At 39.8% G+C, this 21982-nt stretch carries 24 protein-coding genes, 1 pseudogene and 1 other annotated feature; of the genes and pseudogenes, 15 read left to right on the top strand and 10 right to left on the bottom strand.

The annotated features are described in order from the left end of the window. Positions 1 to 55 precede the first annotated feature (55 nt). Positions 56 to 1171: a hypothetical protein gene (locus tag AMD01_RS09610; protein ID WP_053401188.1), complete on the top strand. Its 1116-nt coding sequence runs from the start codon at positions 56 to 58 to the stop codon at positions 1169 to 1171. Between the two features lie 27 nt (positions 1172 to 1198). On the opposite strand, the gene AMD01_RS24025 is transcribed toward AMD01_RS09610, so the two are convergent. Continuing rightward, a complete protein-coding gene (locus tag AMD01_RS24025) occupies positions 1199 to 1360 on the bottom strand; it encodes a hypothetical protein (protein WP_157052685.1) in 162 nt (53 codons plus the stop codon). A 118-nt stretch (positions 1361 to 1478) separates the two neighbouring features. Between AMD01_RS24025 and AMD01_RS09605 the strand changes: the two genes are divergently transcribed. Together AMD01_RS09605 and AMD01_RS09600 are read left to right on the top strand one after the other, a co-directional pair. After that, complete coding sequence (locus AMD01_RS09605; protein ID WP_053401187.1) at positions 1479 to 1718, top strand: hypothetical protein; 240 nt, start codon at positions 1479 to 1481, stop codon at positions 1716 to 1718. An 85-nt stretch (positions 1719 to 1803) separates the two neighbouring features. Beyond that, positions 1804 to 2079 (top strand): hypothetical protein, encoded by a 276-nt coding sequence (locus tag AMD01_RS09600; protein WP_053401186.1) that lies wholly within the window; start codon positions 1804 to 1806, stop codon positions 2077 to 2079. A 4-nt stretch (positions 2080 to 2083) separates the two neighbouring features. Here the strand turns inward: AMD01_RS09600 and AMD01_RS09595 are convergent, their stop codons facing one another. Then, complete coding sequence (locus AMD01_RS09595) at positions 2084 to 2512, bottom strand: hypothetical protein (RefSeq protein ID WP_053401185.1); 429 nt, start codon at positions 2510 to 2512, stop codon at positions 2084 to 2086. A gap of 180 nt (positions 2513 to 2692) precedes the next feature. On the opposite strand from AMD01_RS09595, the pseudogene AMD01_RS25025 reads away from it, so the two are divergent. The 4 genes and pseudogenes from AMD01_RS25025 to AMD01_RS09585 form a co-directional block, all read left to right on the top strand. Next, a pseudogene (locus AMD01_RS25025) lies at positions 2693 to 2890 on the top strand (GNAT family N-acetyltransferase); the annotation flags it as partial. A 116-nt stretch (positions 2891 to 3006) separates the two neighbouring features. After that, positions 3007 to 4575 carry a histidine kinase N-terminal 7TM domain-containing diguanylate cyclase gene (locus AMD01_RS09590; protein WP_053401184.1) on the top strand — a complete coding sequence of 523 codons (1569 nt, stop codon included), beginning with the start codon at positions 3007 to 3009 and terminating at the stop codon, positions 4573 to 4575. Positions 4576 to 4629: 54 nt separating this feature from the next. Continuing rightward, the gene (locus tag AMD01_RS24020) at positions 4630 to 4797 is read left to right on the top strand and encodes a hypothetical protein (RefSeq protein ID WP_157052684.1); all 168 of its coding nucleotides are present in this window, start codon (positions 4630 to 4632) and stop codon (positions 4795 to 4797) included. A 43-nt stretch (positions 4798 to 4840) separates the two neighbouring features. Further along, positions 4841 to 5041, top strand: a complete 201-nt coding sequence (locus AMD01_RS09585; RefSeq protein ID WP_157052683.1) for a hypothetical protein — start codon at positions 4841 to 4843, stop codon at positions 5039 to 5041. A gap of 55 nt (positions 5042 to 5096) precedes the next feature. Here AMD01_RS09585 and AMD01_RS09580 read toward each other — a convergent pair whose 3' ends face one another. The 4 genes from AMD01_RS09580 to AMD01_RS09565 form a co-directional block, all read right to left on the bottom strand. Continuing rightward, a complete protein-coding gene (locus AMD01_RS09580) occupies positions 5097 to 5318 on the bottom strand; it encodes a hypothetical protein (protein WP_053401182.1) in 222 nt (73 codons plus the stop codon). Positions 5319 to 5563: 245 nt separating this feature from the next. Then, a complete protein-coding gene (locus AMD01_RS09575) occupies positions 5564 to 6868 on the bottom strand; it encodes a DedA family protein (RefSeq protein WP_053401181.1) in 1305 nt (434 codons plus the stop codon). A 195-nt stretch (positions 6869 to 7063) separates the two neighbouring features. Continuing rightward, entirely contained in the window at positions 7064 to 8263 is a 1200-nt protein-coding gene (thrS, locus tag AMD01_RS09570; RefSeq protein ID WP_053401180.1) for a threonine--tRNA ligase, read from the bottom strand. 329 nt (positions 8264 to 8592) lie between these two features. Next, positions 8593 to 8820: a binding site (T-box leader), on the bottom strand. Between the two features lie 260 nt (positions 8821 to 9080). Then, positions 9081 to 9731, bottom strand: coding sequence for a hypothetical protein (locus AMD01_RS09565; protein ID WP_053401179.1), 651 nt, complete (start codon positions 9729 to 9731; stop codon positions 9081 to 9083). Positions 9732 to 10007: 276 nt separating this feature from the next. Between AMD01_RS09565 and AMD01_RS09560 the strand changes: the two genes are divergently transcribed. Further along, the gene (locus tag AMD01_RS09560; RefSeq protein ID WP_053401748.1) at positions 10008 to 10835 is read left to right on the top strand and encodes a class I SAM-dependent methyltransferase; all 828 of its coding nucleotides are present in this window, start codon (positions 10008 to 10010) and stop codon (positions 10833 to 10835) included. A gap of 203 nt (positions 10836 to 11038) precedes the next feature. On the opposite strand, the gene AMD01_RS09555 is transcribed toward AMD01_RS09560, so the two are convergent. Both AMD01_RS09555 and AMD01_RS09550 read right to left on the bottom strand, forming a co-directional pair. Next, positions 11039 to 11842 (bottom strand): alpha/beta fold hydrolase, encoded by an 804-nt coding sequence (locus AMD01_RS09555; RefSeq protein WP_053401178.1) that lies wholly within the window; start codon positions 11840 to 11842, stop codon positions 11039 to 11041. A 36-nt stretch (positions 11843 to 11878) separates the two neighbouring features. Continuing rightward, a complete protein-coding gene (locus AMD01_RS09550; protein ID WP_053401177.1) occupies positions 11879 to 12358 on the bottom strand; it encodes a GNAT family N-acetyltransferase in 480 nt (159 codons plus the stop codon). A 143-nt stretch (positions 12359 to 12501) separates the two neighbouring features. Between AMD01_RS09550 and AMD01_RS09545 the strand changes: the two genes are divergently transcribed. Together AMD01_RS09545 and AMD01_RS09540 are read left to right on the top strand one after the other, a co-directional pair. Then, positions 12502 to 13095, top strand: a complete 594-nt coding sequence (locus AMD01_RS09545) for a GNAT family N-acetyltransferase (protein ID WP_053401176.1) — start codon at positions 12502 to 12504, stop codon at positions 13093 to 13095. Positions 13096 to 13364: 269 nt separating this feature from the next. After that, the gene (locus tag AMD01_RS09540) at positions 13365 to 13736 is read left to right on the top strand and encodes a VOC family protein (RefSeq protein ID WP_053401747.1); all 372 of its coding nucleotides are present in this window, start codon (positions 13365 to 13367) and stop codon (positions 13734 to 13736) included. Between the two features lie 105 nt (positions 13737 to 13841). On the opposite strand, the gene AMD01_RS09535 is transcribed toward AMD01_RS09540, so the two are convergent. Then, a complete protein-coding gene (locus AMD01_RS09535; RefSeq protein ID WP_053401175.1) occupies positions 13842 to 14330 on the bottom strand; it encodes a DinB family protein in 489 nt (162 codons plus the stop codon). 222 nt (positions 14331 to 14552) lie between these two features. Here AMD01_RS09535 and AMD01_RS09530 point away from each other — a divergent pair, with 222 nt between their 5' ends. Beyond that, the gene (locus tag AMD01_RS09530; RefSeq protein WP_053401174.1) at positions 14553 to 15428 is read left to right on the top strand and encodes an alpha/beta fold hydrolase; all 876 of its coding nucleotides are present in this window, start codon (positions 14553 to 14555) and stop codon (positions 15426 to 15428) included. 159 nt (positions 15429 to 15587) lie between these two features. On the opposite strand, the gene cyoE is transcribed toward AMD01_RS09530, so the two are convergent. Next, positions 15588 to 16523, bottom strand: a complete 936-nt coding sequence (cyoE, locus tag AMD01_RS09525; RefSeq protein WP_083446496.1) for a heme o synthase — start codon at positions 16521 to 16523, stop codon at positions 15588 to 15590. Between the two features lie 1155 nt (positions 16524 to 17678). On the opposite strand from cyoE, the gene AMD01_RS09520 reads away from it, so the two are divergent. The 4 genes from AMD01_RS09520 (at position 17679) to AMD01_RS09505 (ending at position 21961) form a co-directional block, all read left to right on the top strand. Further along, positions 17679 to 19160 carry a glycoside hydrolase family 68 protein gene (locus AMD01_RS09520; RefSeq protein ID WP_053401173.1) on the top strand — a complete coding sequence of 494 codons (1482 nt, stop codon included), beginning with the start codon at positions 17679 to 17681 and terminating at the stop codon, positions 19158 to 19160. Between the two features lie 74 nt (positions 19161 to 19234). Beyond that, positions 19235 to 20824: a glycoside hydrolase family 32 protein gene (locus AMD01_RS09515; protein WP_053401172.1), complete on the top strand. Its 1590-nt coding sequence runs from the start codon at positions 19235 to 19237 to the stop codon at positions 20822 to 20824. A gap of 107 nt (positions 20825 to 20931) precedes the next feature. Then, a complete protein-coding gene (locus AMD01_RS09510) occupies positions 20932 to 21399 on the top strand; it encodes a VOC family protein (RefSeq protein WP_053401171.1) in 468 nt (155 codons plus the stop codon). Positions 21400 to 21571: 172 nt separating this feature from the next. After that, entirely contained in the window at positions 21572 to 21961 is a 390-nt protein-coding gene (locus AMD01_RS09505; RefSeq protein WP_053401170.1) for a hypothetical protein, read from the top strand. Positions 21962 to 21982 lie beyond the last annotated feature (21 nt).

Below are 21982 nucleotides of genomic sequence, written 5' to 3'. Positions count from 1 at the left end.
CTTCTATAGAACTAAATCGTATTACCTAGTAGTAACCCAAGAAAAGGAGATTTCCATGAAGAAAAAGAAACAAAAGCAAAGCGCCTCCTCAATTTTAATTAGTTTAGTCCTTGGAGGAGTTTTAGGGTTTGTTGGAGTTTTATTGTTAATAAATACAAATGATGAGTGGATAATGAGCTTACCCCTTTGGAGTATACTAGTCTTTTTTGTGCTCTCTTATTATGTTCAAATTTTAATTCATGAGCTAGGTCATTTACTAGCAGGTCTTACTCAGCGCTTCCACTTCCACTCATTAAACGTAGCTGGATTGACCGTTGATCGAGAAGGAGAGCAGTTCAAATTTAGCTGGAATCGTGCACAGGGCTTAGGTGGCTTTTGCATTATGCTTCCGACTGAGAAAAAGTCATCGGAAATGAACTTTGGTATCTTTTTATCTGGAGGAATTGTCATGAATGGGCTTTCGGCACTTCTAGGAGCCTATCTACTTCTCGCTACATCCATTACGCAATCTGCGCCTTATTTTTCTTTATTTCTTTTAATGAACACGATTTTTGGTGCCTTTTCTGCCGTCACGAATTTGCTTCCTTTTCGAGCAGGCGGATTCAAGTCTGATGGTGCAAATCTTTTAAGTCTGATTCGTAAATCGCCAAAAGACAAAGCAGAAATTCAGATTGTAATGATGACGTACGAAGTGAGCGGTGGTGTAAATCCACTAGCGATGGATGAGGAAGTATTTACGGAAAGCGGATATTTTTTGGATCATGACGTGTACGGAATGACGCTGAATAATTACCGCATGTTTCGTGCCTATGTTAATAGTGATCTAGAGCGTGCTGGGAATTACGCAAAGAGAATAGAAGAAAACCTTCACGGCTACCCAAGCGTATTTCGTTATAAAATGGTTTATCAACTTCTTTTTTATTACGCATGCATTGAAAAAAATGAAGAGATGTTTGCGAAGAATTTCCAAGAGGTGGAAAAGCCGTTAAAGCGAGACTCTTCTATTGAAGGGGAACGTGTTCGAATGCTAAATTCCTACATGAAAGGTGATGCGGAAGAGATGAACGCACATTTTCAACGTATGAAGCACTTAGCTCACAGCGCAAAAATAAAAGGGGACGCAAAAATGGAGCTGCAAGTAGCGAAACAATTCCTTTCTAGGGTGGCATAGCAACAATCAGGGAGGGAAAGTCCCTGATTAGCTATATGGTTTAATGATCGAGAACAGAATAAATAGCATAACCGCAAACAAAGCACCTTGGAGCACATAATTCTTTTTATTCGTTTTCATAAAAAAGCGCGATAAAATAGTAAAAAGCACCCCAGCAATGATGGATGCAACGATGGTTTTGACTAGCATAGACGAGCTCCTTTCATTGGTTATCAGACCCCTTCACCCTAACATAACATGTAAAATTCATCAAGGGTTGTTAAGGTTTGGATAACATGTTAGCGTATAGGAGAAGGTGGTGTGCAGTATGAAAAACTCACTTTTTTGGAAGAAGCGAATGATTCCCGTCTATTTTTTAGTCGCCATCCTTGATTTTTGCTTTTACCAATTCTACTTAAAAACAAATGTAATGATGACCCTTAACATAACGCTTCCGCTGATTGTGCTAGGATTTATTTCAATCGGCTACAACTACAGATGGAAAAAAGAACAGGACGAACATGAAAGAAAGCTTAATAGTGGGAATAGGAACAAAAACGGTGCATAAACTTTTAATAGAGGCACAATGACCGACACAAAAGCATGAGCTACGGATACTCATGCTTTTTTCTATTAAAAAGGGGGAGCTTCAAATGGTGGGGTTTGCCGTCGTTTGGTTTATTATTCTACTACTTGTCTGTTTTTTTGTTTTCTCACTACTAAAAGATAAAACAAAAAAAACAAAGCGTGTGATTTGGGGATTAATGACGATGTTTGTAATTGCGCCACTTCTCTCCGGAACAGGTGGCATGATTCTAGCAGCATCTTCAGATAATGGCATCGGTGGAGGAGCGCTGATGATGCTATTATTTCCGCTTCTTTTTTTAATTGGACTTCTATTATTAGGAGTAGGACTTCTCAAAAAATAGGAGTCTAGCGAATAACTATACACTCTTTTAAGGCTTGCTGTAATCGCTCACTGTTTGTGATGCTTAGCTGCCTAAGGTTAATAGAAACTTCATGTTCATTTCTTAGAATTAATACCATCTGCTGATCCATAATGCGGCCTTCCTTCACATCCACCAACTTAATCTTTTGTCTAGGACGAACAGGACCTTTATGAATGGAGATGATTTGATCATCTATTCGTACATAGTCCGTTTGCTGAACGCGAAAGCTAAAAAAAGCGGCCATTAAACACAAAATCATCGTTACAACAGAAAAAAGGGGCAAGATCCAGGTGAAATTCGTCGCACTGTCACCAAATGAGACATACATGACGCCCAAATCAGCTAGTAACACAAACAACCAGATGCCACCCGCTACTTTCCAGAGAGGGTGGTTTTTATATTTTAATTCCATATTATTTCTCCTTTTGTTTTATTGTAACATAGTTTGAAAGATTGGTTTGAAAAGGATCGTCTTCCATTTATAATCATTGTATCAATACGTACAAGCGAACAGCGACGAACTTATTATACAAGTAGAAAGAACTAAGAGAAGCACGAGAAGGTAAACGTAATTAAAATCCGTTCCTCCTTTCAAACCGTACAAAACGAAGGACGACATATTGTTCGCTGTATAACGTCTCCTTTCAACAAAACGTCTATTGCCTATCATACAAAGTTAGGTTTTGGGGTTGAAGAAGGTAACATGACTATAGACGGGGTATCTGTGCATCAGAATTACGATGGGGAAGGAAAAGAACGTGTCCTGTTTGTGAAGAATTTGAAAGCGTAACAATAAAAATGTATGAGTATACACACCCCATTCCAACAGAAAAAATTTCCAAAATTTCACGAAAATGAAGTATGATAGTGATAGAAAAAGATAACGCATGAAATTGGGGATTAGACATGAATTTATATATATTTGATTATGTGGTAATCATCTGTATATCAGGGGTTATTACGTTTTTGCTTGGAATATTAGCGTACGTAAAGCGAAGCACGTTTTCGGGAAGTACGACATTTATTCTCATTTGCATCACCTCTTGCATCTATATTTTTGGTCATGCACTGGAGTTGACTGGAAGTACGTTTACAGAAATTGATGGAATGATTAAGCTGCAGTATTTAGGCTTACCATTTATTCCACCTCTAAATGTAGTGCTTGCGATGCAATTTTTAGGATTTGACCGCTACTTAACAAAACGAAATTTGGTTTTGTTATTTGTTGTTCCGCTCATCAGCGTCACAGCTGTCTTAACCAATAATTCACACCACTTATTTTACAAAGCGATTATTTTAAAAAACGTTGGGTCATGGGTGCTAGCTGATCTTGAAATTGGGCCTTTTTATGTCATCCACGGAAGCTATACGTTCGGCTCACTGTTTGCGTGTATTTGCATTCTGTTTGCATACGGAAAGAAGGTCAAGTCTTCTTATCGTCTACAGCTCGGGGCGATGATTGTCGCCTCACTGCTTCCGATGATCGCTTCGTTTCTTTATTTAATGGGACAAGCTCCTTATAACATGGACCCTGTTCCCGCTGTTATGTGCATCACATCTACGCTGTATGTCATTGCCATTTTATCTTCAGACATGCTTGTCATCGCACCAATCGCGAAAGAATATGTGTTTGAACATATGCGAGACGGTGTTCTTGTGCTCGATCCCTCTAACCATATTGTTGATTACAACGAAGTAGCGAGCTGTATGCTAGGAGGATTAAACCGCTTTTCAATCGGACAGCATATAGAGCATGTATGGCAAACACAAATGGCTGAGACGGATCTTCCAAACTGGCAGCTAAACAAAGATGAAGAGATTAAAAGAGAACTAGAATGGATCACAGCAAATGGAAGGGAATTTGTCCTCTTTCATGTTTACCCTCTCTATAAAAAGAACGGCGTGCTAGCAGGTAGAACAATTCTGCTTAGTAACATTACAAGTGAACGGTTGCTGCGAGAAGATTTGGAAACACGGGCGTATAAGGATGGACTTACAAATAGCTTTAACCGATCATATTTAGTAGAAAAAGGTGAGGCGTATATACGTAGTTATCGCGAGGATCAGCGAGCGCTATCGCTCATTATCTTTGATATTGATTACTTTAAATCGATTAACGACACCTATGGTCATGAAGCGGGTGATGAGACGATTAAATACGTGGTGAATAAAGCTCAATCGCTACTTGACGAGCATGTCATTCTAGCTCGATACGGAGGAGAGGAGTTCGTTATACTGCTCCCTGACGTCATGCTACATGAAGCTGTACATGTTGCAGAAGACATTCGCAAGAAACTTGAACAGCGTCCCATTCAATATGAAACAAACTCTATTGCAGTTACAGCAAGCTTCGGTGTCGCGCAGTTCTATGATCATGAAAATCTTAATGAACTGATTAAAGAGGCAGATAAAGCGTTGTATTACGCCAAAAATAATGGACGAAATCGAGTAGAGACCTTTGGTGATCTATCATAGGGTGAAGTCGTTAGTTAGTAGGACAAGAATAAATATTTCAAAAGGGGGAGTCATATGAGAGCCATTCGGTGGATGCTTCTTGGCATCAGCATGATTTTAATGGGGGGATTTATTCTGGCAGATTCAGCGACGAGTCTAGCAGGTATTGAACTATTGGTCATGATTATTGGCTTTTGCCTTGTTTTATATGGATTTACGATTAAAGAAGAAAACAAAAAGTAGGTGGACGTTTCTAACTTTATTACTTATCGAAGAAAAAAGAGAGATGATTATGATGAGAGAGTACGCGTTTCATTTACGTAAAAACTGGCTAGACGAGGATTTTTTCGAAGCAACCCTCTCACTGCAAAGTCATGACGCAGCAGTTAATCTTGATATCTACACTGATACCGAAGAGCTAGATGACTTGGCACGGCAGTTAGAGAAGATGATTAGTGGCGAAGCGATAGAAGCTCTTGGACTATAAAACGAAGAAAAACGCAGCAGGCGGAACGACGAGAACTTCTATAATGACGAACTCATCATACCACCCTGAAGTAAATGTACAATTGATACAGTGCAGGAGCTAATAGCGCCGCACCGATACATGTAACAGCAGCAAGCTTAAGCTGTTTGGTCACCCGCACGTCTTCCTCTTTTAACGCTTGAAGAAAGCTGAGCGTAAAATAAAACCCAATGACCAAAAGAACCGCGGACGCGACATTAATCCAGCTGTTTACTCCTAACAAGGAAACCGAAGACATATTTTCACCACCTAAAATGAACCAGTTATCGTCTATGTATATTGTTAGAGAATTCGACAGCGAATGGGCTAGTTCCTGTTTATTGGAATGTAAATTGAAACGAAACATCAAGAGAAATAGCGATCCTTCTTTTTACTAAACGTGAGTTTTATTTTAGCTGGTGTGGGCTATAAAGTTGCTTATTGATAAGGTCATGGATGTATACATACCCAATAAAAAGGAGAGACGCTGAGTCTCTCCTTTTCTTATGCACGCTGTTTTTCCTTGTACATGTGCTCCTTAATTAACGCTAAAAAGCGGAACGTCTCAAGCGCTAGCAGGCCACCGCTTACAAGCACGGCACTAAATAAGTAGCTAATGGCTATATCGCTTGGTAAGAAGCGGAATAAATAAATGCCGCTGATCGCATATAGGCCGAGAACGACGATGTATAAAACAAAAGACGTGACACCAAGGGCTACGTTACCGTGATGACGGGCAACCATTAGAAAGAAAAAGCTGAACACCGATAAAAATAGCATCGTACGAACGTCTGGAACCGTAGGACTAATCATGCTTCCATCAATGAAGTAATGAAGAAGCCAATGAATACCCGTTGATGATAGGAAAGTCAGCAGAACCGTCGCAGCAAAGAAGATCATCTCCATCCAGCGGTGCTTTCGATTGAAGAAAATAAGCACAAGCGTAATGAACGATGCAATTCCTAGCACCCACCAAGACGAGAGATTCGACATAACTTGCATCAACGTGACATATTTCCCTCCAAATACTGATAAAATAATAGCTCCTATAATCGCATCAAAGTTACCAAATTCATTGCTAATCAAGTTCTCAAGTGCGATGACCATTAAGGTAATAAACGCAATAAACAAAAGCAGAAAACTCAGAACGATGAACTTAATCTTCAACAAGCTATGGTAGCGTTGGAAAATATACTCAAATAACAGAACCGCTGATTCTTTAATAAAGGATAAGTTCGTTTTAATGACGAAATACAGAATCCCTACAATTGCCACAATAATACTTGCGACAACAAGCCATTTTTTGATTTCGCCTTCGTATTCATGCCATTTTGGACCCAAAATATTTCCGAGCACCATGAACGTGCTGACCCAAATAAAAACGCCTATGTAAGCAAAGATCGAAAAAATTCGAAAGGGAAGATGAATGACACCGGAAAAAATGCTCGCCACGTGTCTCACACCTGGAATGAAATACGAAAACATCACCAACACACGCCCATATTTTTCATACCATTTTTCCATTTTTTCAAGTTTATCTGGTCCCATATGCACATAATGACCGTATTTACGAAAGAACGGCGCGCCAAGCTTATAGCCAATCCAATAAGATACGCTCACCCCGGCAACTCCACCAAGTCCTGCGGACAAAATGGATAAATAAATGTTCATATCCCCCTGATAACAAAGAACACCGACATAACTCATTAGCGCTTCGTTTGGAATTGGGACAATAATTAGCTCAAGCATTAACGAAATAAACAACACGATGTACCCGTATTGATTTAATAAATGTACAATTTCGTTCATCGCTTCACCTCCTGAAGACAAAATCATATGTAAGAAGCGGGTGCTTGTACAAACTCGCTATACTAATTTTACCATCTTTCAAGCATTTTACCCAGTTCAAATGCCGTCTAGAACGATATTCTTCAGGATACGGGTGAACGATTAAAAATGGATTAAAAAAGGGGGAAAGCATCCTTTACGAATGCTTTCGTGTGCTCATACCTCTTCAGCAAATCGTTTAATAAGCTCATCGATGCTCGCGATGCCCATATTTCCTTCTTTATGCTTGCGAAGGGCGACACTTCCTTTCACTATTTCTTGATCGCCAATGACCGCCATGTACGGCACCTTTTGCATTTCAGCTTCGCGAATTTTTAAGCCGACTTTCTCGCGTCTCTCATCAACTTCCACGCGGTATCCGTAAGCTAAGAGCTTCTTCTTCACTTCGTAGGCGTAAGCTACGTGTGCATCTGCAATAGGCAAGAGCTTTAGCTGTACAGGAGCAAGCCATAGCGGAAATTCACCTGCATAATGCTCAATTAAGATCGCCATAAAGCGTTCAACGGCGCCGTAAATCGCACGGTGAATCATAACGGGGTGGTGAGGCTGATTGTCTTCTCCAATATATGTGCACCCGAATTTCTCTGGCATTTGAAAATCAAGCTGTACAGTTCCGCATTGCCAGCTGCGTCCTAGAGAATCTAGAAGGTGAAAGTCAATTTTAGGTCCGTAAAACGCGCCATCGCCTTCGTTAACTTGATAATCTAAGCCCTTTTCATCAAGCACCGATTGTAGCGCGGCCTCGGCTTTATCCCATATTTCCACAGCTCCCATAAAGTTTTCTGGACGAGTGGAAAGCTCAACTTTGTATTTGAAACCAAAATGCGCATAAAATTGATCGATCATTGACAATACGCTGCTAATTTCCTCTTTTACTTGGTGCATCTGTGCAAAGATGTGGGCATCATCTTGTGTAAAAGAGCGTACGCGTAGTAATCCGTTTAACGATCCAGACAGTTCATGACGATGGACAAGGCCAAGTTCTGCATAGCGGACAGGAAGCTCGCGATAGCTTCTTCGCTTATGGTTAAATACTAAAATGGCGCCGGGACAGTTCATGGGTTTAATGGCATAATTTTGTTCATCTACGTTTGAGAAGTACATATTTTCATGATAGTGATCCCAGTGACCTGACTGCTCCCAAAGCTCCTGTTTCATCATAATTGGCGTCTTAATTTCCTGGTAGCCTTCTTTTTGGTGCTGCTGTTTCCAATAATTTTCGAGTTCGTTGCGAAGAATCATTCCGTTTGGTAAAAAGAAAGGCATTCCCGGTGCTTCTTCCATTGATGTAAAAAGCTCTAACTCCTGACCTAATTTTCTGTGATTGCCTTTTTCTGCTTCTACGTGATTTGACATGTTCATTCCTCCTAAAATTTTAAAATGTGCAAATAAAAAACCGCACTCATCTCTATGACAGGGACGAGTGCGGTCGTGGTACCACCCTAAAGTTCCGCAGGCAAAAAGCACCTGCGCTCTAGAACGATAACGGATTTCCCGGTTGAAGTTAATCTGCATGACGCATTTCCCCTCAACAGCTCAAAGGTGGTAAATGACGCTGCTTTCTTCAGGGCTCTCAGCCAATGACCCCGTTCTCTGGAAAGAAAGGAAAGCGTAATTCGTGTCCTTCTCAATGCTACTATTCAAATGTTGACTACAAAAATGCAAAAAACCGCACTCGTCTCTATGATAGGGACGAGTGCGGTCGTGGTACCACCCTGAATTCCGCAGGCGAAAAATGCCTGCGCTCTAAAAAGATAACGGATTTCCCGGTTGAAGTTAATCTGCATGACGCATTTCCCCTCAACAGCTCAAAGGTGGTAAATCATTTTCCTTTCTTCAGGGCTCTCAGCCAGTGACCCTGTTCTCTGAGAAGAAAGACCAAAAATGATTCGTGTCCTTTTCAACGCCAGCCGTGCTTTTGTAGTTGATAGTTGCGATTATAGTGTATATTTTTTACAAATGTCAAGGGGTATTTTGGAAAAAATCGTATCCTTATGTTTCTCCCAAGATGGTTGTTATAGATGTTATTTGTTATTTTTTAATAATTATTCCTAGCCAATCAAAAAGATCATTTACTCTCTATATAACGGTTATGGATTTTACGACTCATTGTAGCCACTGGGATAAAATGAGCCATTTATTATGTGTGAATGAGACGAGGAAGGATTTATATTTAAAGATGAGACAACACCGTTTTTATGTAAGGAGCTAATAGCTTATAGTGATTCATGATCTGCCTCTCTGTATGAGACTCAGCAACTGAACTCATCGACAGCTGGGCGGTGGAAATAACTTTATTAGGATAATTTTTAGTTAATTCTTGCATGGCATTAAAAATTGTTCTCTCATAGTCAGATTTTTTTCCATCCATGAGCAGTTCAAAGGCGTTTGGAATGAGGTAGGGCTGTACATCGATCGTTTGTTGATGTTTCTTTGCATAATTCTCTAATCCTTTTATCGTTCCATCAACCGTACTTGGATTTGTGAACAAGAGCAAATATGAGTGATGATTGTTACTAATCCATTGAAACAACGGCTCGTCTATTTTGATAATCGGAACAGGATACGCCCACTGGTCGTCCAAGTGGGCTGTAAAAAACGTGCACGTGATTAAAATAGCATCCACGTGCACGGAAGCAATCCAGTCGAGCGTTGCATTAACTCGAGACTGAACAACGTCTACCGTTGTGTGAGGATCATTTTTGATCCGATCAAGACCTGGATCAACGAAATGAATCAGTTCTACTTCTAGGTCCGTTAATGCATTGTCAATTACCGCTATATTCGAATGATGTGCGTGAAAACATCCTAGTCTTTTTATCATTTCAGCAGCTCCTTATAGGTGGATAGAACGTGATTGACATGTAGCTGTTTTTTAGTAAACCACGTGGAACATAATGTAGAAAGGAATCGTACGAGTAGTCCCAAAAAACAGTGTTCTCTTGACTAAACTCTATTATTTTTCCTACCTTCGACAATATTCTAGCTGTTTCCTCTTTTATCAAGGATTTTAGGACCCGCTAAGCGAATTAAGAGAGAATCATTTGAAAAGAGGGTGACCATTATAAAAGAATCGATCTTACAATCTATTGTTAACTGCATGGCAGTTAGTCACACACACCGAGAGATTCAGCTCATTCAAACCAATCATCGACTGAAGCTAGCGGGGACGTGGGGAATTAAAAAAGGTGACCGGTTACTAGAAGTAGGATGTGGTCAAGGAGATACGACCGCTGTACTAGCGCATTTAGTAGGTGGTGAGGGGCTTGTGCACGGTGTCGATATCGCATCTCCTGACTATGGCAGCCCCATTACAGTGGGTGATTCCATGGCACATTTAAAAAATTCTCCGCTTGGAAAGCAAATTCGGGTTTCATTTGAAACAGATATTTTATCTGAGTCGGTGGATTTTGCAGAAAACGAATTTGATGCTGTGGTCTTATCACATTGCTTGTGGTACTTTCAGTCTCCTGATCAATTACTGCGCGTCCTTCAAAAAGTCCGAACGTGGGGGAAGAAGTTATACATAGCGGAATGGGATATACGAACAACAAGTACAGAACAGCTCGCTCATTTTTTAGCCGTGCACGTTCAGGCACAGTACGAGGCGTTTAAAGACAATAGCTTTTCAAATGTACGAACGCTCTTCACCAGAGCAGATATAGAAGAAACGATGAAAAAAGCTGGATGGACAGTGTACGGTTCAGAAACCATTTCGTCTCCTGATTTACAAGACGGGGAATGGGAAGTTCATTACGTTTTGTCAGAATACGACTTGGAGCTAAACGCCCTTTCACATTTACCAGCTAAATTTATGGAGCTTTTACGATCTCAGGTGTACGTACTTAGAGAAGCCGTAAACATGCATGGGGTGAAGCCGCTCAATACGTTTACAGTAGTGGGGGAGAAACAAGCTGAGTGGAAGTAGTAGGAATGGGGTTACTTTAGAGATGTAGACCAATAGAATACCGTAGAGAAGGACTTAAATATACACGAAAAAAGGCGGGAGTTTAAGCTTCTCTTGGGAATAAAAAGTGGCTAAAATTACAAGCATGGTCTGTAGTACGACGCATGCTTGTGATTTTTTATGTCTAACGTATGCCACAAACAAAATAAGACTATCATTGCACATTATTTTGTTAACGTAACCTCTTCTTCAAGTCGATTCAGCCATTCATGAACAAGTGCGTTAATCACATTTATTTGCTCATACTGTAGATTATGCCCTGCTATATCAAGCACAGTAAAAGTAGCTCTTGGGTATTCCTCAATTAGTTGCCATGTGTCTTGATAACCAACGATATTATCCTGACGACCTGTAATGATGAGGGCGGGATGATGGAGAGTAGTGGATATATCAAAACTAAAACCGTACCCATTTTCCTGAATATGAGTCAAAAACGCCTCATCTGCTTGTTTTGCAGGAATTAAAACGTCATGTTGAAATCTTTCCCATTCATGTTCTCCTTGTGAAACTCCCATTGAGCCGAATTCTGTGGCTTCTTCCGGTGATAAACGGGCTAATAGATTTTTATCACGTCTTAACACGGCATGGTCAGGTAAAATACGCTCATTAAAAGCTGGAACGACCACTGGGGCTAAAAGAAATGCACCGTGAACTTGATTCGGGCGAGCGTGAATAATTCCTCTAGCCATATATCCTCCATACGAATATCCACAAACAATAAAAGGTTCGTTAGGTATGATCTGATCTAAAAGGTTCAATACAGCTTCTAGCATTTGGTCTGAATTTTGAATGGAAGGTGAGGATGCTGATTGTCCCATTCCAGGTAAATCAATATAGATACGCTTCCACCCGACACGGTTCTCAAATAAAGGCTCTAGCGTATGTAGCATGATATGATGATCAAGGCTCCATCCGTGTAACATGACAACGGGATAGCCTTCTCCGATTACTTTATAGTAAATTGACATAGAAAAATCCTCCTTCATTTTTAATCTATTACTCTCTTACACCAGTACCTCTAGGTAATAGCTCATCACAACAAGCTCTCCCTTTTTCCCCATCGTGCGAACCCCTTCGTCAAGAAAACAACATGATTTGTAGAGATGCTGAGCAGCCGTGTTTCGAACATTAACGGCTAGTACAATTTCATTTATATGAGGAAAGTGCTCTCGAACAAAGGAAGGAAGCAAGATCAGGCTTTGCTTGGCAAATCCCTTTCCTTGGTGGTGATAGTCTGTTGAAAAAGCGCGTACTAGTAGCGCATGAGGATTTTGTGAATAAGGTTTTGGACCGTCTTGTTCGTGAAGGACAAAAAAGGTGACAAGCCGGTTGTCTTCAATTGCTAAAATAGAGTGTCGATCACGATCTGTAGCAGACAACTGAATGGCATCTCTCGGCGTTCCGGTGAACTGAAGCTGTTGTTCGGATAACGTGTACGTATCAATAAATGGTTCGAGTTTTACATCATATTTTGCTAAATACATTTGACCATCCCCTGGAATTTTTTTCTTACTCCCTATTATAGAACAATTGTTCTCTTTTTTCAATAAAAATAGAGATTGTCTCCATATTGAAAAAAATGTAAAATTTCATTACAAAGATTGTTTATGAAAAAGGAGTGAAAGAAATGTTTACTGAACTGGTAGGAAAACGAGCTCGGATTATTCCGATGGAGCGTGAACATATACAAGGATTGTATGAGGCAGGTAACGATCCACAGGTGTGGAGTCATTTATCAAAAGACATACATACGGTAGAGGAAATGGCGACATTGGTTGAGGAGGCGCTTTTGAAGAAAGCAAATCGTGAGGAAATGCCTTTTGTTATTTTGGACCGTGACACGAATAAAGTAGTTGGCTCAACGAGGTTTTTAGCACTTTCTGAGGCGACTAAAAGTCTAGAAATCGGCTGGACATGGTACAACCCATCTGTATGGGGAACAGATTTTAATACCGAATGTAAATACCTTCTCTTACGCTACTGTTTTGAGACGCTGGGCCTCATCCGAGTACAGTTTAAAACAGATAACCAAAACATTCGGTCACAAAAAGCGATTGAGAAAATTGGCGGGATTAAAGAAGGCGTCTTACGCAATCATATGATTCGTAAAGATGGTACGTATCGTGACTCTGTATTTTTTAGCATTATTGATCGTGACTGGGAAGGCGTAAAGGAAAAGTTAGAGGCGCGATTAACGAGTGGTCAAGACAGCTCACAGTAAAGAAAATGCATGAAAAGGGAAACGCCTTTGATACAGGCGTTTCCCTAAATGGCTATGCTTGCTATTACGCTGCGATCCTTTTTAAATATATAGCACTGTTAAAAATCATAAAAATGGCTTGAGACAGTGTTCTTTCTCAGCTAACACCCATTATGACAAATAAAATTGATCGTTCCAACGATAGGCGGGTTCATTCAATAGTGAGAAGGAAAAGTATGAATTTAAAAGAACTATTCTACATAGAGGACGAATTAAAAGGAGAGAAGGCGATGAGTAAATCATTTATTGAGCACGTACATTATATTCGAATTCCTGTAAAAGATTTAGAGCGGTCTGCACGATGGTATACAGATGTATTGGGGCTTCAGTTAGTAAATCATACAGAGGAAATGGCCATTTTAAAAGTAAATGAAGGTCCCTTTCTACTGATCTTAGTTCCGACCGAAGATGAAACATTTTCCCATTTTACAATCAATCATCAACCAGAATTCAGCATTGGCTTTGCTATTCCGGAATTATCAAAATTTCATCAACACTTACTTAACAATGAAGTCAAGGCTGAGAGGATAAAAGAAGACAATGGCCATGCCTTTTTTCACTTTTATGATCCAAATGGTAATAAGCTTCAGGCACACTGGTAAGCAGCTGCAAGGGGACGAATAGAAAATAGGGGGAACGTCTAAATTGAACGCTGCCCTATTTTTGACCAAAAACTAACTGGATGTTTGTTTATTAAATCGTACTAGCTACCATACGTGATGAGAATGCCAAGACCCTTGAAGTTTTCTTAACACGATAATCTGTCCAACGTGATAAGCGTTGTGTGTCGTTACATTTCCTATTATCTGCCACCAGTGGACATCCTCTGAAAACCCTTGAACGCTATCTTGAAGCTGCGACTCTGTCAAAAGTTCTTGCCAATTTAGAAGAGTAGAAAGCAAGGTAGCCTTCATTTCCTTAAAGGGCAGGGCATCTCCTAGCTCAAAGCTTTTGTTGTTGTCTCCAATAGACGGCACAGCATGAATATCGTTCGCTATGTATCTCATTTGCCATGTCTTATTCCAATACAGCAAATGCTGCACAATTTCGGCAATGCTGTTTACTTCATGAGTTGGTTTCCAGTGAGCTTGTTCTTCTGAAAGCTGTGCAACGACCACAGAAAAGGGCTCATACCAACTCCGATCGTTCGCGTTTGCTAAAAGCTGATCTGACAATAGATCTTTCACGTAGGTCACGCTCCTTTTACTAATACATTCGATATCTTTTTTTGGATTCCTTTTGTAAAAATCTGTGATCAACAATTCGGATGGTAGTTGAATGAAAATGAACGGTTGTTCTGTGATCTAACAAAAAGAACGAAAGCGTGTTGCTACAACTCATATTGAAGAAGAGTTCAAAAGTTAGGCATAACCGACTTGTAAATCTTAATTTCTATCAGCATAGGGGAGGGATGTTTTGTGGGGAAAGAAACCATTTATAAAAGTGAAGGGAAAAGACTTATTACGCACCATTACGATAATTATCTCAAGTCGTTTGATTTTGATATCGAGCAAATCTATGTTGATACAAGCTATGGTAAAACACATATTCTTGTAGCAGGACCACCAGAAGGAAAACCCATTTTTATCTTTCAGGGTGGTAATTGTATAAATCCAATGACGCTGTCTTGGTTTTTGCCACTTGTAGATCAATATAGAGTTTATGCACCAGATACAATTGGTCACCCAGGATACAGTGATGAAAATAGAATGTCGGCGAAGGACGATAGTTTTGCGCAGTGGATAAAGGAACTAATGGATTACTTTAATATAAACAGTAGTGCATTTGTTGGTCCTTCCTATGGTGCAGGTATTATTTTAAGATTAGCTACATTTATGCCCGACAAAATTGACTGTTCTGTATTAGTATCACCAGCAGGAATAAGATTAGGATCTAAGATGAGAATGATAAAAGATATCTTACTTCCCTTAGTCTTATTTAAAGCTACTTCATCACCGAAATATCTTCATAAAATAACGGCTACGATGTCAGATAATAGTATGGGGAAAATGGATAAAAAAATTATTGGAGATGTATTTCAATATGTTCGACTTGAACAAGAAATGCCTAAATTGACTACGAAGGAAGAATTATCACATTATAGTTCACCCACTTTAATCATGGCAGGAAGAAAAGATATCTTTTTTCCTGAAAGTAAATTAAATAAAGTTGCTAGAGAAATCATTCCAAATTTAATCGCATTTAAGACTTATGATATGGGACATTTCCCATCTGAAGAACATTTGATTAAAATTAACGGTGATATTGTAGAGTTTTTAACGGATCATTACTAACTCGTACTTTTTAAAAATTTATGAATATTTAATTCAACGATGGAGCTTCAAACTAATATGAGGTTCTTAATAAGGGTTAGAGATCCACTCTATTTATTAACTCAGGGGACACGGCATAAAAAAACCGCTTGGATCGCCTCCAAGCGGGGTTTTTTTATCTTATAAAAACATTCCGATCAATGAGTACACAATAACCGTTGAGAAAAGCGCGGTCATGTGAATGAGTGAGAAAATAAATAATGTTTTTGCCCATTTTTTTGTATCGGCTTTATTGTAAATACGTAAGCTTAGTATCAACCAAATAACACCTAAGATCAGGGCAACAATTGTTAATCCCCAGCTTAGTGGAGCCATTAAGAAGCTTGATGCAATGAGTAGTACAAGATAAATATTTGTTTGCAGGTATGTTCGCTTCATGCCTTTAACAACTGGTAGCATTGGTACGTTTGCTGCTTTGTACTCATCATATTTACGTAGTGCAATAGCATAGAAGTGAGGCATTTGCCAAATGAGCATAATGAAGAATAATCCCCAAATTGCCGGATGGCTAAGGTCTGGTTTAATAGCTGTCCAACCAATTAGTGTTGGAATAGCTCCAGAGATACTGCCGACTTCTGTGTTGTAGATCGTGCGACGCTTTGTCCACATTGTGTATGGGACCACATAGAAAAACATTCCTAAAAAGCCCATTAATGAGGACAGAGGAGATGCAAAATAAAGCGCTCCTAGTCCAACGATCGTCATAATAATGGCCAGCCACATAACCGTTGCTGGCTTAATCGAACCTGTTACGGTAGGGCGATTTTTCGTACGTTCCATAACGGCATCAATGTCGCGGTCATATAGATTGTTGTATGCACATGCTGCACCAATAACGAGTGCCGAACCGATAAATGCTAGAATGATGTTCGGAAGTTTTGGGAGCAAGCTGTAATGATACGTATATAAGGCCAGTGTGAGACCTGCGAGCATTGGAATTAAATTTGATTTAATGATTCCAACCTTCACGGTTTGAGAAAGAATACTGAGCCAGCTTTCTTTTTCCGCTGTAGGCGAATCCTCTACGTTTGTATAAATGTTTGCATTACTTTGCATTAGTACGATATTCCTTTCTCTACTTACAAGATTATCAAACCTTACTATCAGTATACCGAAAATGGGCCGATAATAACACATTCCCTGCTTAAAACTACGTAAGGCATGAAACACTAATTAATTTGCCTATCTAAATAATAACAATTTTAAACGTCATTGCTCACCCATTGAAGCTTATGTTCACAAAAAATACATTTTTGAAGAAAAATTTTCTAGTAAAAAGGGAGTTATTAGGACAATGAACACTTATAATTGCGAGCTTGTTGATTGTAACATAGGAAAAAGTCATCGTCAGTGCAATTTTGAAGAAAAATGTGACGAATTATCATAGGAAAGAGTTTCGTATGTATAAGAGAAAATGCTTGAACAGCTTGAAGAAGCTGTTCAAGCAAGGACAACCTCCTGTTATTTGTTACTTATAAAATCTCCAAAAAGAATGAGAAATAATCACGTGTAGGTGACTCATACAGCGCTTTTTACTTGCAAGTTCTATCTTTTTGGACAAGTAATGAAGGTAGGGAAACAAATTTAGATAAACTTTATTTTTGAAAGGGTTTAGAAGTGTCGTCTTTTTGCTCTTCATAACTCGGTTAATACCATGCGCAACGCATGATTGATGCTTGAATATATGCAACCTAGCATCTTTTTACTAAGTAAAAAGAATCATTCTTCACGTAAACAAAAATAGGAGGATATTCACCGTTTTTAACATATTGGCTTTACATCTGTAACAAGCGTGTAAAATTTATCCTCGTTTTTTTGGTGTACATATTCCTTAAAAAACACCTTCATAACAAGGATTGTTTCCGTTTTCGGTTTTTAAAATGAAAGCGTTATATGACTTTTTTGAAAATCGGGGACTTTGAGCGCAGGAAAGGAACACTGTTGGGGGACTTTTCAAACAGATCTAGTTCATTTGATTGAATTGACGTTCTTGTGTCGAACAAGTAATGTTATGGTGTGTTAAGCGGATTACCCCCGTCACAATATCGGGACAAGCCGTTTGGATGCTACACGTACCATTTGTGTTTCCGTCTTTTTATCCTCTTTTTTTGAGGCGAAATAGAACCGGTTCCAAAAAGAGCGTGAAGACCGATCGGTAAGGTTTTCTCTACACATACTTACTATATTGTTTGAAAAGGAGAACAAGATCAGATGAAAGCAAACTCAACGAAAGCAACACCATGGAACGTTCTAAGAAAAGCTACGGCTGTAACCTTTACAACGGCATTATTAGTAGGTGGAGGTCTTCAAGCTTCTGCTGCAGGAGCAGGGCATGATGCGAAAGATCACAATGATAGCTACGGCGTTTCACATATTACGCGTTATGATATGAAAAAAATTCCTCAGCAACAGCAAAGCGATCAATTTAAGGTGCCTCAGTTTGATGAGTCAAAGATTAAAAACATCGCTTCTGCACAAGGAAAAGATAAAGACGGAAACACAATTGACTTAGACGTATGGGACAGCTGGCCGTTGCAAAATGCAGACGGAACAGTGGCTGAATACAAAGGATATGAAATTGTATTCGCACTAGCTGGAGATCCAAAAGATGCGGATGATACGTCTGTTTATATGTTCTATAAGAAAAAAGGCGACAACAACATCGATAATTGGAAAAACGCAGGCCGCGTGTTCAAAGATAGCGATAAATTCGCAAATCCGAAGGACCCATTCTTAAAAGATCAAACACAAGAATGGTCTGGTTCGGCAACATTAACGAATGACGGGAAAGTACGTTTATTCTACACAGACTATTCTGGTAAAAACTACGGAAAACAAACGCTCACAACAGCACAAGTGAACGTTACACAGCCTGATAACAGCACGCTAAAAATTACGGGTGTTGATGATCATAAATCCATCTTTGACGGTGACGGGAAGATCTATCAAAACGTTCAGCAGTATATTGACCAAGGCGCGTATGATTCTGGTGATAACCACACGCTGCGTGACCCACACTATGTAGAAGATAACGGCCACAAATACCTTGTATTTGAAGCCAACACTGGAACAGAAGACGGGTACCAAGGAGAAGAATCACTGTACAACCGTGCATATTACGGTGGAAACAATCCATTCTTCCAATCAGAGAAGAAAAGCCTATTAGAAGGTCCTAACAAGGCAAAAGCGGAAAAAGCAAACGGTGCACTAGGAATTATCGAGCTTAATGATGATTACTCACTGAAAAAAGTCATGAAGCCGCTTATTACGTCAAATACGGTGACAGATGAAATTGAACGTGCAAACATCTTCAAAAAAGACGGAAAATGGTATTTATTCACGGATTCTCGTGGAGCAAAAATGACGATTGACGGCGTTGATGAAAAAGACGTATATATGCTTGGATATGTATCAAATTCATTAACTGGTAAGTATAAGCCGTTAAACGGAACAGGTCTTGTATTAAACATGAACCTAGATCCAAACGACAAAACGTTCACATATTCACACTTTGCGATTCCACAAGCAAATAGTGACAACTTAGTCGTAACAAGCTACATGACAAACCGTGGGTTCTTTAAAGACAACAAATCAACATTTGCACCAAGTTTCTTAGTGAAACTTGATGGTGACAAAACGTCTGTTGTGAAAAACAGCATTCTTGAACAAGGTCAGTTAACGGAAGATAAGTAAGAGTTTCAAACAGAGAAAATGGTGAAGAAGTTCACCATTTTCTTTTTATCTAGAGCTAGAAAGAGGTGAACAAAATGACGAAGAAAGTGCTGATTACGCTTCTTATTGTCGTCGCGATCATCGCTGTTGTAACGATTTCCATTGCGAATAAGGGAGAAAAATCACACTCTAAACCAGCAGATCACCCGAAACAGTTTAAAGAGGAAATATCATCAAGCTTTCGACCAAACTATCATTTCAGTACGCCGAAAGAATGGAAGAATGATCCGCAAAAGCCGATTTATTTTGACGGTAAATATCATTATTACTATTTATATAATGGTGACTACTCGAAAAAGGGTGGAGGAACGGAATGGCGACACGCGACATCTGAAGATTTAGTCACATGGAAAGATGAAGGCGTGGCGATTCCGAAGTTCACGAATGATAACGGTGATATTTGGTCAGGTTCGGTTGTGGAGGATAAGGAAAATACGGCTGGGTTTGGTAAAGGCACCATTATTGCGCTTGTTACGCAACCGTCAGCAGACAGCGGGAAGCAGGAGCAATACTTATGGTACAGCACAGACCGCGGAAAAACGTTTAAAGCCTATGAGAAGCCCGTGCTTCCGAACCCAGGCGTTGAGGACTTCCGTGATCCGAAGGTTGTCTGGGACGACCAGCATAATAAATGGGTGATGCTCATGTCAGAAGGAGCCAAAATTGGCTTTTATGAGTCCGACAACTTAAAGTACTGGACATATACAGGTGGATTCCAAACGAACGATATTGGGATTACAGAATGTCCGGATCTGTTCCGCATGCGCGGTGATGATGGTACGGAAAAATGGGTACTCGGTGCGAGCGCGAACGGAAAGGAATCCGGTCAGCCAAATACGTACGCTTACTGGACAGGAGATTTCGATGGGAAGGAATTTACGCCTGATAACGATGATCCGAAATGGCTTGATCATGGTCTTGACTGGTATGGCGGAGTCACATTTGATGACGGTGAACAAGACGATAAGCTTGAGAAACGCTATGCCCTTGCGTGGATGAATAATTGGGACTATCCAGATAACACGCCGACCGTAAAAGAAGGCTTTAACGGCGTTGATTCCATTGTTCGGGAACTTCGTCTTAAAAAGCAGGATGACCAATACGTGATCACATCGAGTCCGATTGAAAAGCTGCAGGATTTTGTGTCATCGAAAAACGACATAGGAGATGTAGAGGTAGACGGCTCCAAAACGCTCGATGTAAAAGGAGACTCCTATCAAATCCAAGCGGACATTTCATTTGAGGAAGCGAAAAACGTTGGACTGTGCCTACGAGAATCAGATGATCAAAAACGTCATCTGGATGTGGGCGTTTCAAAAGAAGGCAACTATTCCTACGTGAACCGTGGTCAAACCGACCAGCCTGATGATGCGAAAAAGTATGTAGAAAGTCAGGCTCCGTTCCCAAAAGATAAAAAAGACGTTCATCTCAACATCTTTGTCGATAAAACGAGCGTCGAAGTGTTTGTCGATGACGGTAAGATCGTTCATTCACAGGAAGTATTTCCACCTCTAAACGATCAAAACATTACCTTGTTTTCAGACGGTGGTGCAGCAACGTTTAAAAACGTAACCATTCATCATTTTAAAAACGTAAATGACGAAAAGACAGGGAAAGGTGAGTGATCATCTTTCCCTGTCTTACGTCCAAAGACGGATAAAAATTCCAACTGTAAGCTGAGGTTGTTCGTGCAAAAATCCCGTATTCTAGAAATAGAAAAGGGGATGAGGAAATGATTAAAGGAATATACGAAGCACATTTACCAATAAAGGATTTAACGAGATCGATGGCATTTTATGAAAAGCTCGGACTAAAATTTGCTTGGAGAGATGATGAGACGGCATTCTTCTGGATTGAAGAAGGCAAGAGCTGGTTAGGACTATGGGAGGGCGAAGAACATAAAATTTCGTACCACCCATCACTACAGCACATCGCATTTCAAGTCGATTATGAAGACATGAAAAACTCACTAAACTGGCTCGAAAGCCTTGATATTGAAGCCGTTCCTTTTGGAAGCAGAACGTCTGTTGAACCATTTGTACGCCCTCATCAAGGAAATGCGTCCATCTACTTCAAAGACCCAGATGGCAACAGCTTAGAGCTCATGAGCTTTGTGGATGTGCCGGAGAAATGGAAAAGCGTATCCGATAAAAAATCCATTGAAGAATGGGATGAAATCATAGCTAATCAATACCCGTAATTTTATAAACGAACTAGTAGAGGCCGTCATTCACAGAGAATGACGGCCTCTTTTTGTCTCATAAATGATTTTATGGATTTACGATACGAGTTCCGACATAAGCATATACAGTACAAGAGTGTAGAGTGCTAAAAAAGTGTAAGGGTGAACGTATCATTAGAGAAGGAGGGGAATGAAAATCAGTTTTCTCTCTGTAGCTTCAATCATTGTGACCGTCATCTTTGTATCGATCGCGTGTTTTCACGTATTACTTTCGTTTGGTTGCCCCTTTGGTGAGTTTGCAATGGGTGGTTCTTATAAGATTTTACCTAAAAATCGACGTGTTTTAAGTGTTGGTAATGCTTTGATTCTCTTGTTCATGAGCGTTGTTTTTTTACAACACGCTTATGTTATAAAAGGTTTGAGCTTCTTACCAACCAACCCATTGGTATGGGTAATTACCATCTTCCTCGGTTTAAATACGATTGCAAATTTGCTATCTCGGAGTAAAAAAGAAAGATATACCATGACGCCTATATCGGGTATTGCGTTTATATTATGTTTGTTTATCGCTTTATTATAAGTGTCGTTTCTTTCAATAATA

The organism is Priestia koreensis (genome assembly GCF_001274935.1).
Taxonomy (GTDB): domain Bacteria; phylum Bacillota; class Bacilli; order Bacillales; family Bacillaceae_H; genus Bacillus_AG; species Bacillus_AG koreensis.
Note: the sequence above shows the minus strand (reverse complement) of the source record. Positions and strands in the feature narration are given on the sequence as shown.

Bases quoted from the DNA above. Each gene is read 5' to 3' on its own strand.
- AMD01_RS09610 (WP_053401188.1), top strand. From the start codon at position 56: ATGAAGAAAAAGAAACAAAAGCAAAGCGCCTCCTCAATTTTAATTAGT.
- AMD01_RS24025 (WP_157052685.1), bottom strand. From the start codon at position 1,360: ATGCTAGTCAAAACCATCGTTGCATCCATCATTGCTGGGGTGCTTTTT.
- AMD01_RS09605 (WP_053401187.1), top strand. From the start codon at position 1,479: ATGAAAAACTCACTTTTTTGGAAGAAGCGAATGATTCCCGTCTATTTT.
- AMD01_RS09600 (WP_053401186.1), top strand. From the start codon at position 1,804: ATGGTGGGGTTTGCCGTCGTTTGGTTTATTATTCTACTACTTGTCTGT.
- AMD01_RS09595 (WP_053401185.1), bottom strand. From the start codon at position 2,512: ATGGAATTAAAATATAAAAACCACCCTCTCTGGAAAGTAGCGGGTGGC.
- AMD01_RS09590 (WP_053401184.1), top strand. From the start codon at position 3,007: ATGAATTTATATATATTTGATTATGTGGTAATCATCTGTATATCAGGG.
- AMD01_RS24020 (WP_157052684.1), top strand. From the start codon at position 4,630: ATGAGAGCCATTCGGTGGATGCTTCTTGGCATCAGCATGATTTTAATG.
- AMD01_RS09585 (WP_157052683.1), top strand. From the start codon at position 4,841: ATGATTATGATGAGAGAGTACGCGTTTCATTTACGTAAAAACTGGCTA.
- AMD01_RS09580 (WP_053401182.1), bottom strand. From the start codon at position 5,318: ATGTCTTCGGTTTCCTTGTTAGGAGTAAACAGCTGGATTAATGTCGCG.
- AMD01_RS09575 (WP_053401181.1), bottom strand. From the start codon at position 6,868: ATGAACGAAATTGTACATTTATTAAATCAATACGGGTACATCGTGTTG.
- thrS (WP_053401180.1), bottom strand. From the start codon at position 8,263: ATGTCAAATCACGTAGAAGCAGAAAAAGGCAATCACAGAAAATTAGGT.
- AMD01_RS09565 (WP_053401179.1), bottom strand. From the start codon at position 9,731: ATGATAAAAAGACTAGGATGTTTTCACGCACATCATTCGAATATAGCG.
- AMD01_RS09560 (WP_053401748.1), top strand. From the start codon at position 10,008: ATGGCAGTTAGTCACACACACCGAGAGATTCAGCTCATTCAAACCAAT.
- AMD01_RS09555 (WP_053401178.1), bottom strand. From the start codon at position 11,842: ATGTCAATTTACTATAAAGTAATCGGAGAAGGCTATCCCGTTGTCATG.
- AMD01_RS09550 (WP_053401177.1), bottom strand. From the start codon at position 12,358: ATGTATTTAGCAAAATATGATGTAAAACTCGAACCATTTATTGATACG.
- AMD01_RS09545 (WP_053401176.1), top strand. From the start codon at position 12,502: ATGTTTACTGAACTGGTAGGAAAACGAGCTCGGATTATTCCGATGGAG.
- AMD01_RS09540 (WP_053401747.1), top strand. From the start codon at position 13,365: ATGAGTAAATCATTTATTGAGCACGTACATTATATTCGAATTCCTGTA.
- cyoE (WP_083446496.1), bottom strand. From the start codon at position 16,523: ATGCAAAGTAATGCAAACATTTATACAAACGTAGAGGATTCGCCTACA.
- AMD01_RS09520 (WP_053401173.1), top strand. From the start codon at position 17,679: ATGAAAGCAAACTCAACGAAAGCAACACCATGGAACGTTCTAAGAAAA.
- AMD01_RS09515 (WP_053401172.1), top strand. From the start codon at position 19,235: ATGACGAAGAAAGTGCTGATTACGCTTCTTATTGTCGTCGCGATCATC.
- AMD01_RS09510 (WP_053401171.1), top strand. From the start codon at position 20,932: ATGATTAAAGGAATATACGAAGCACATTTACCAATAAAGGATTTAACG.
- AMD01_RS09505 (WP_053401170.1), top strand. From the start codon at position 21,572: ATGAAAATCAGTTTTCTCTCTGTAGCTTCAATCATTGTGACCGTCATC.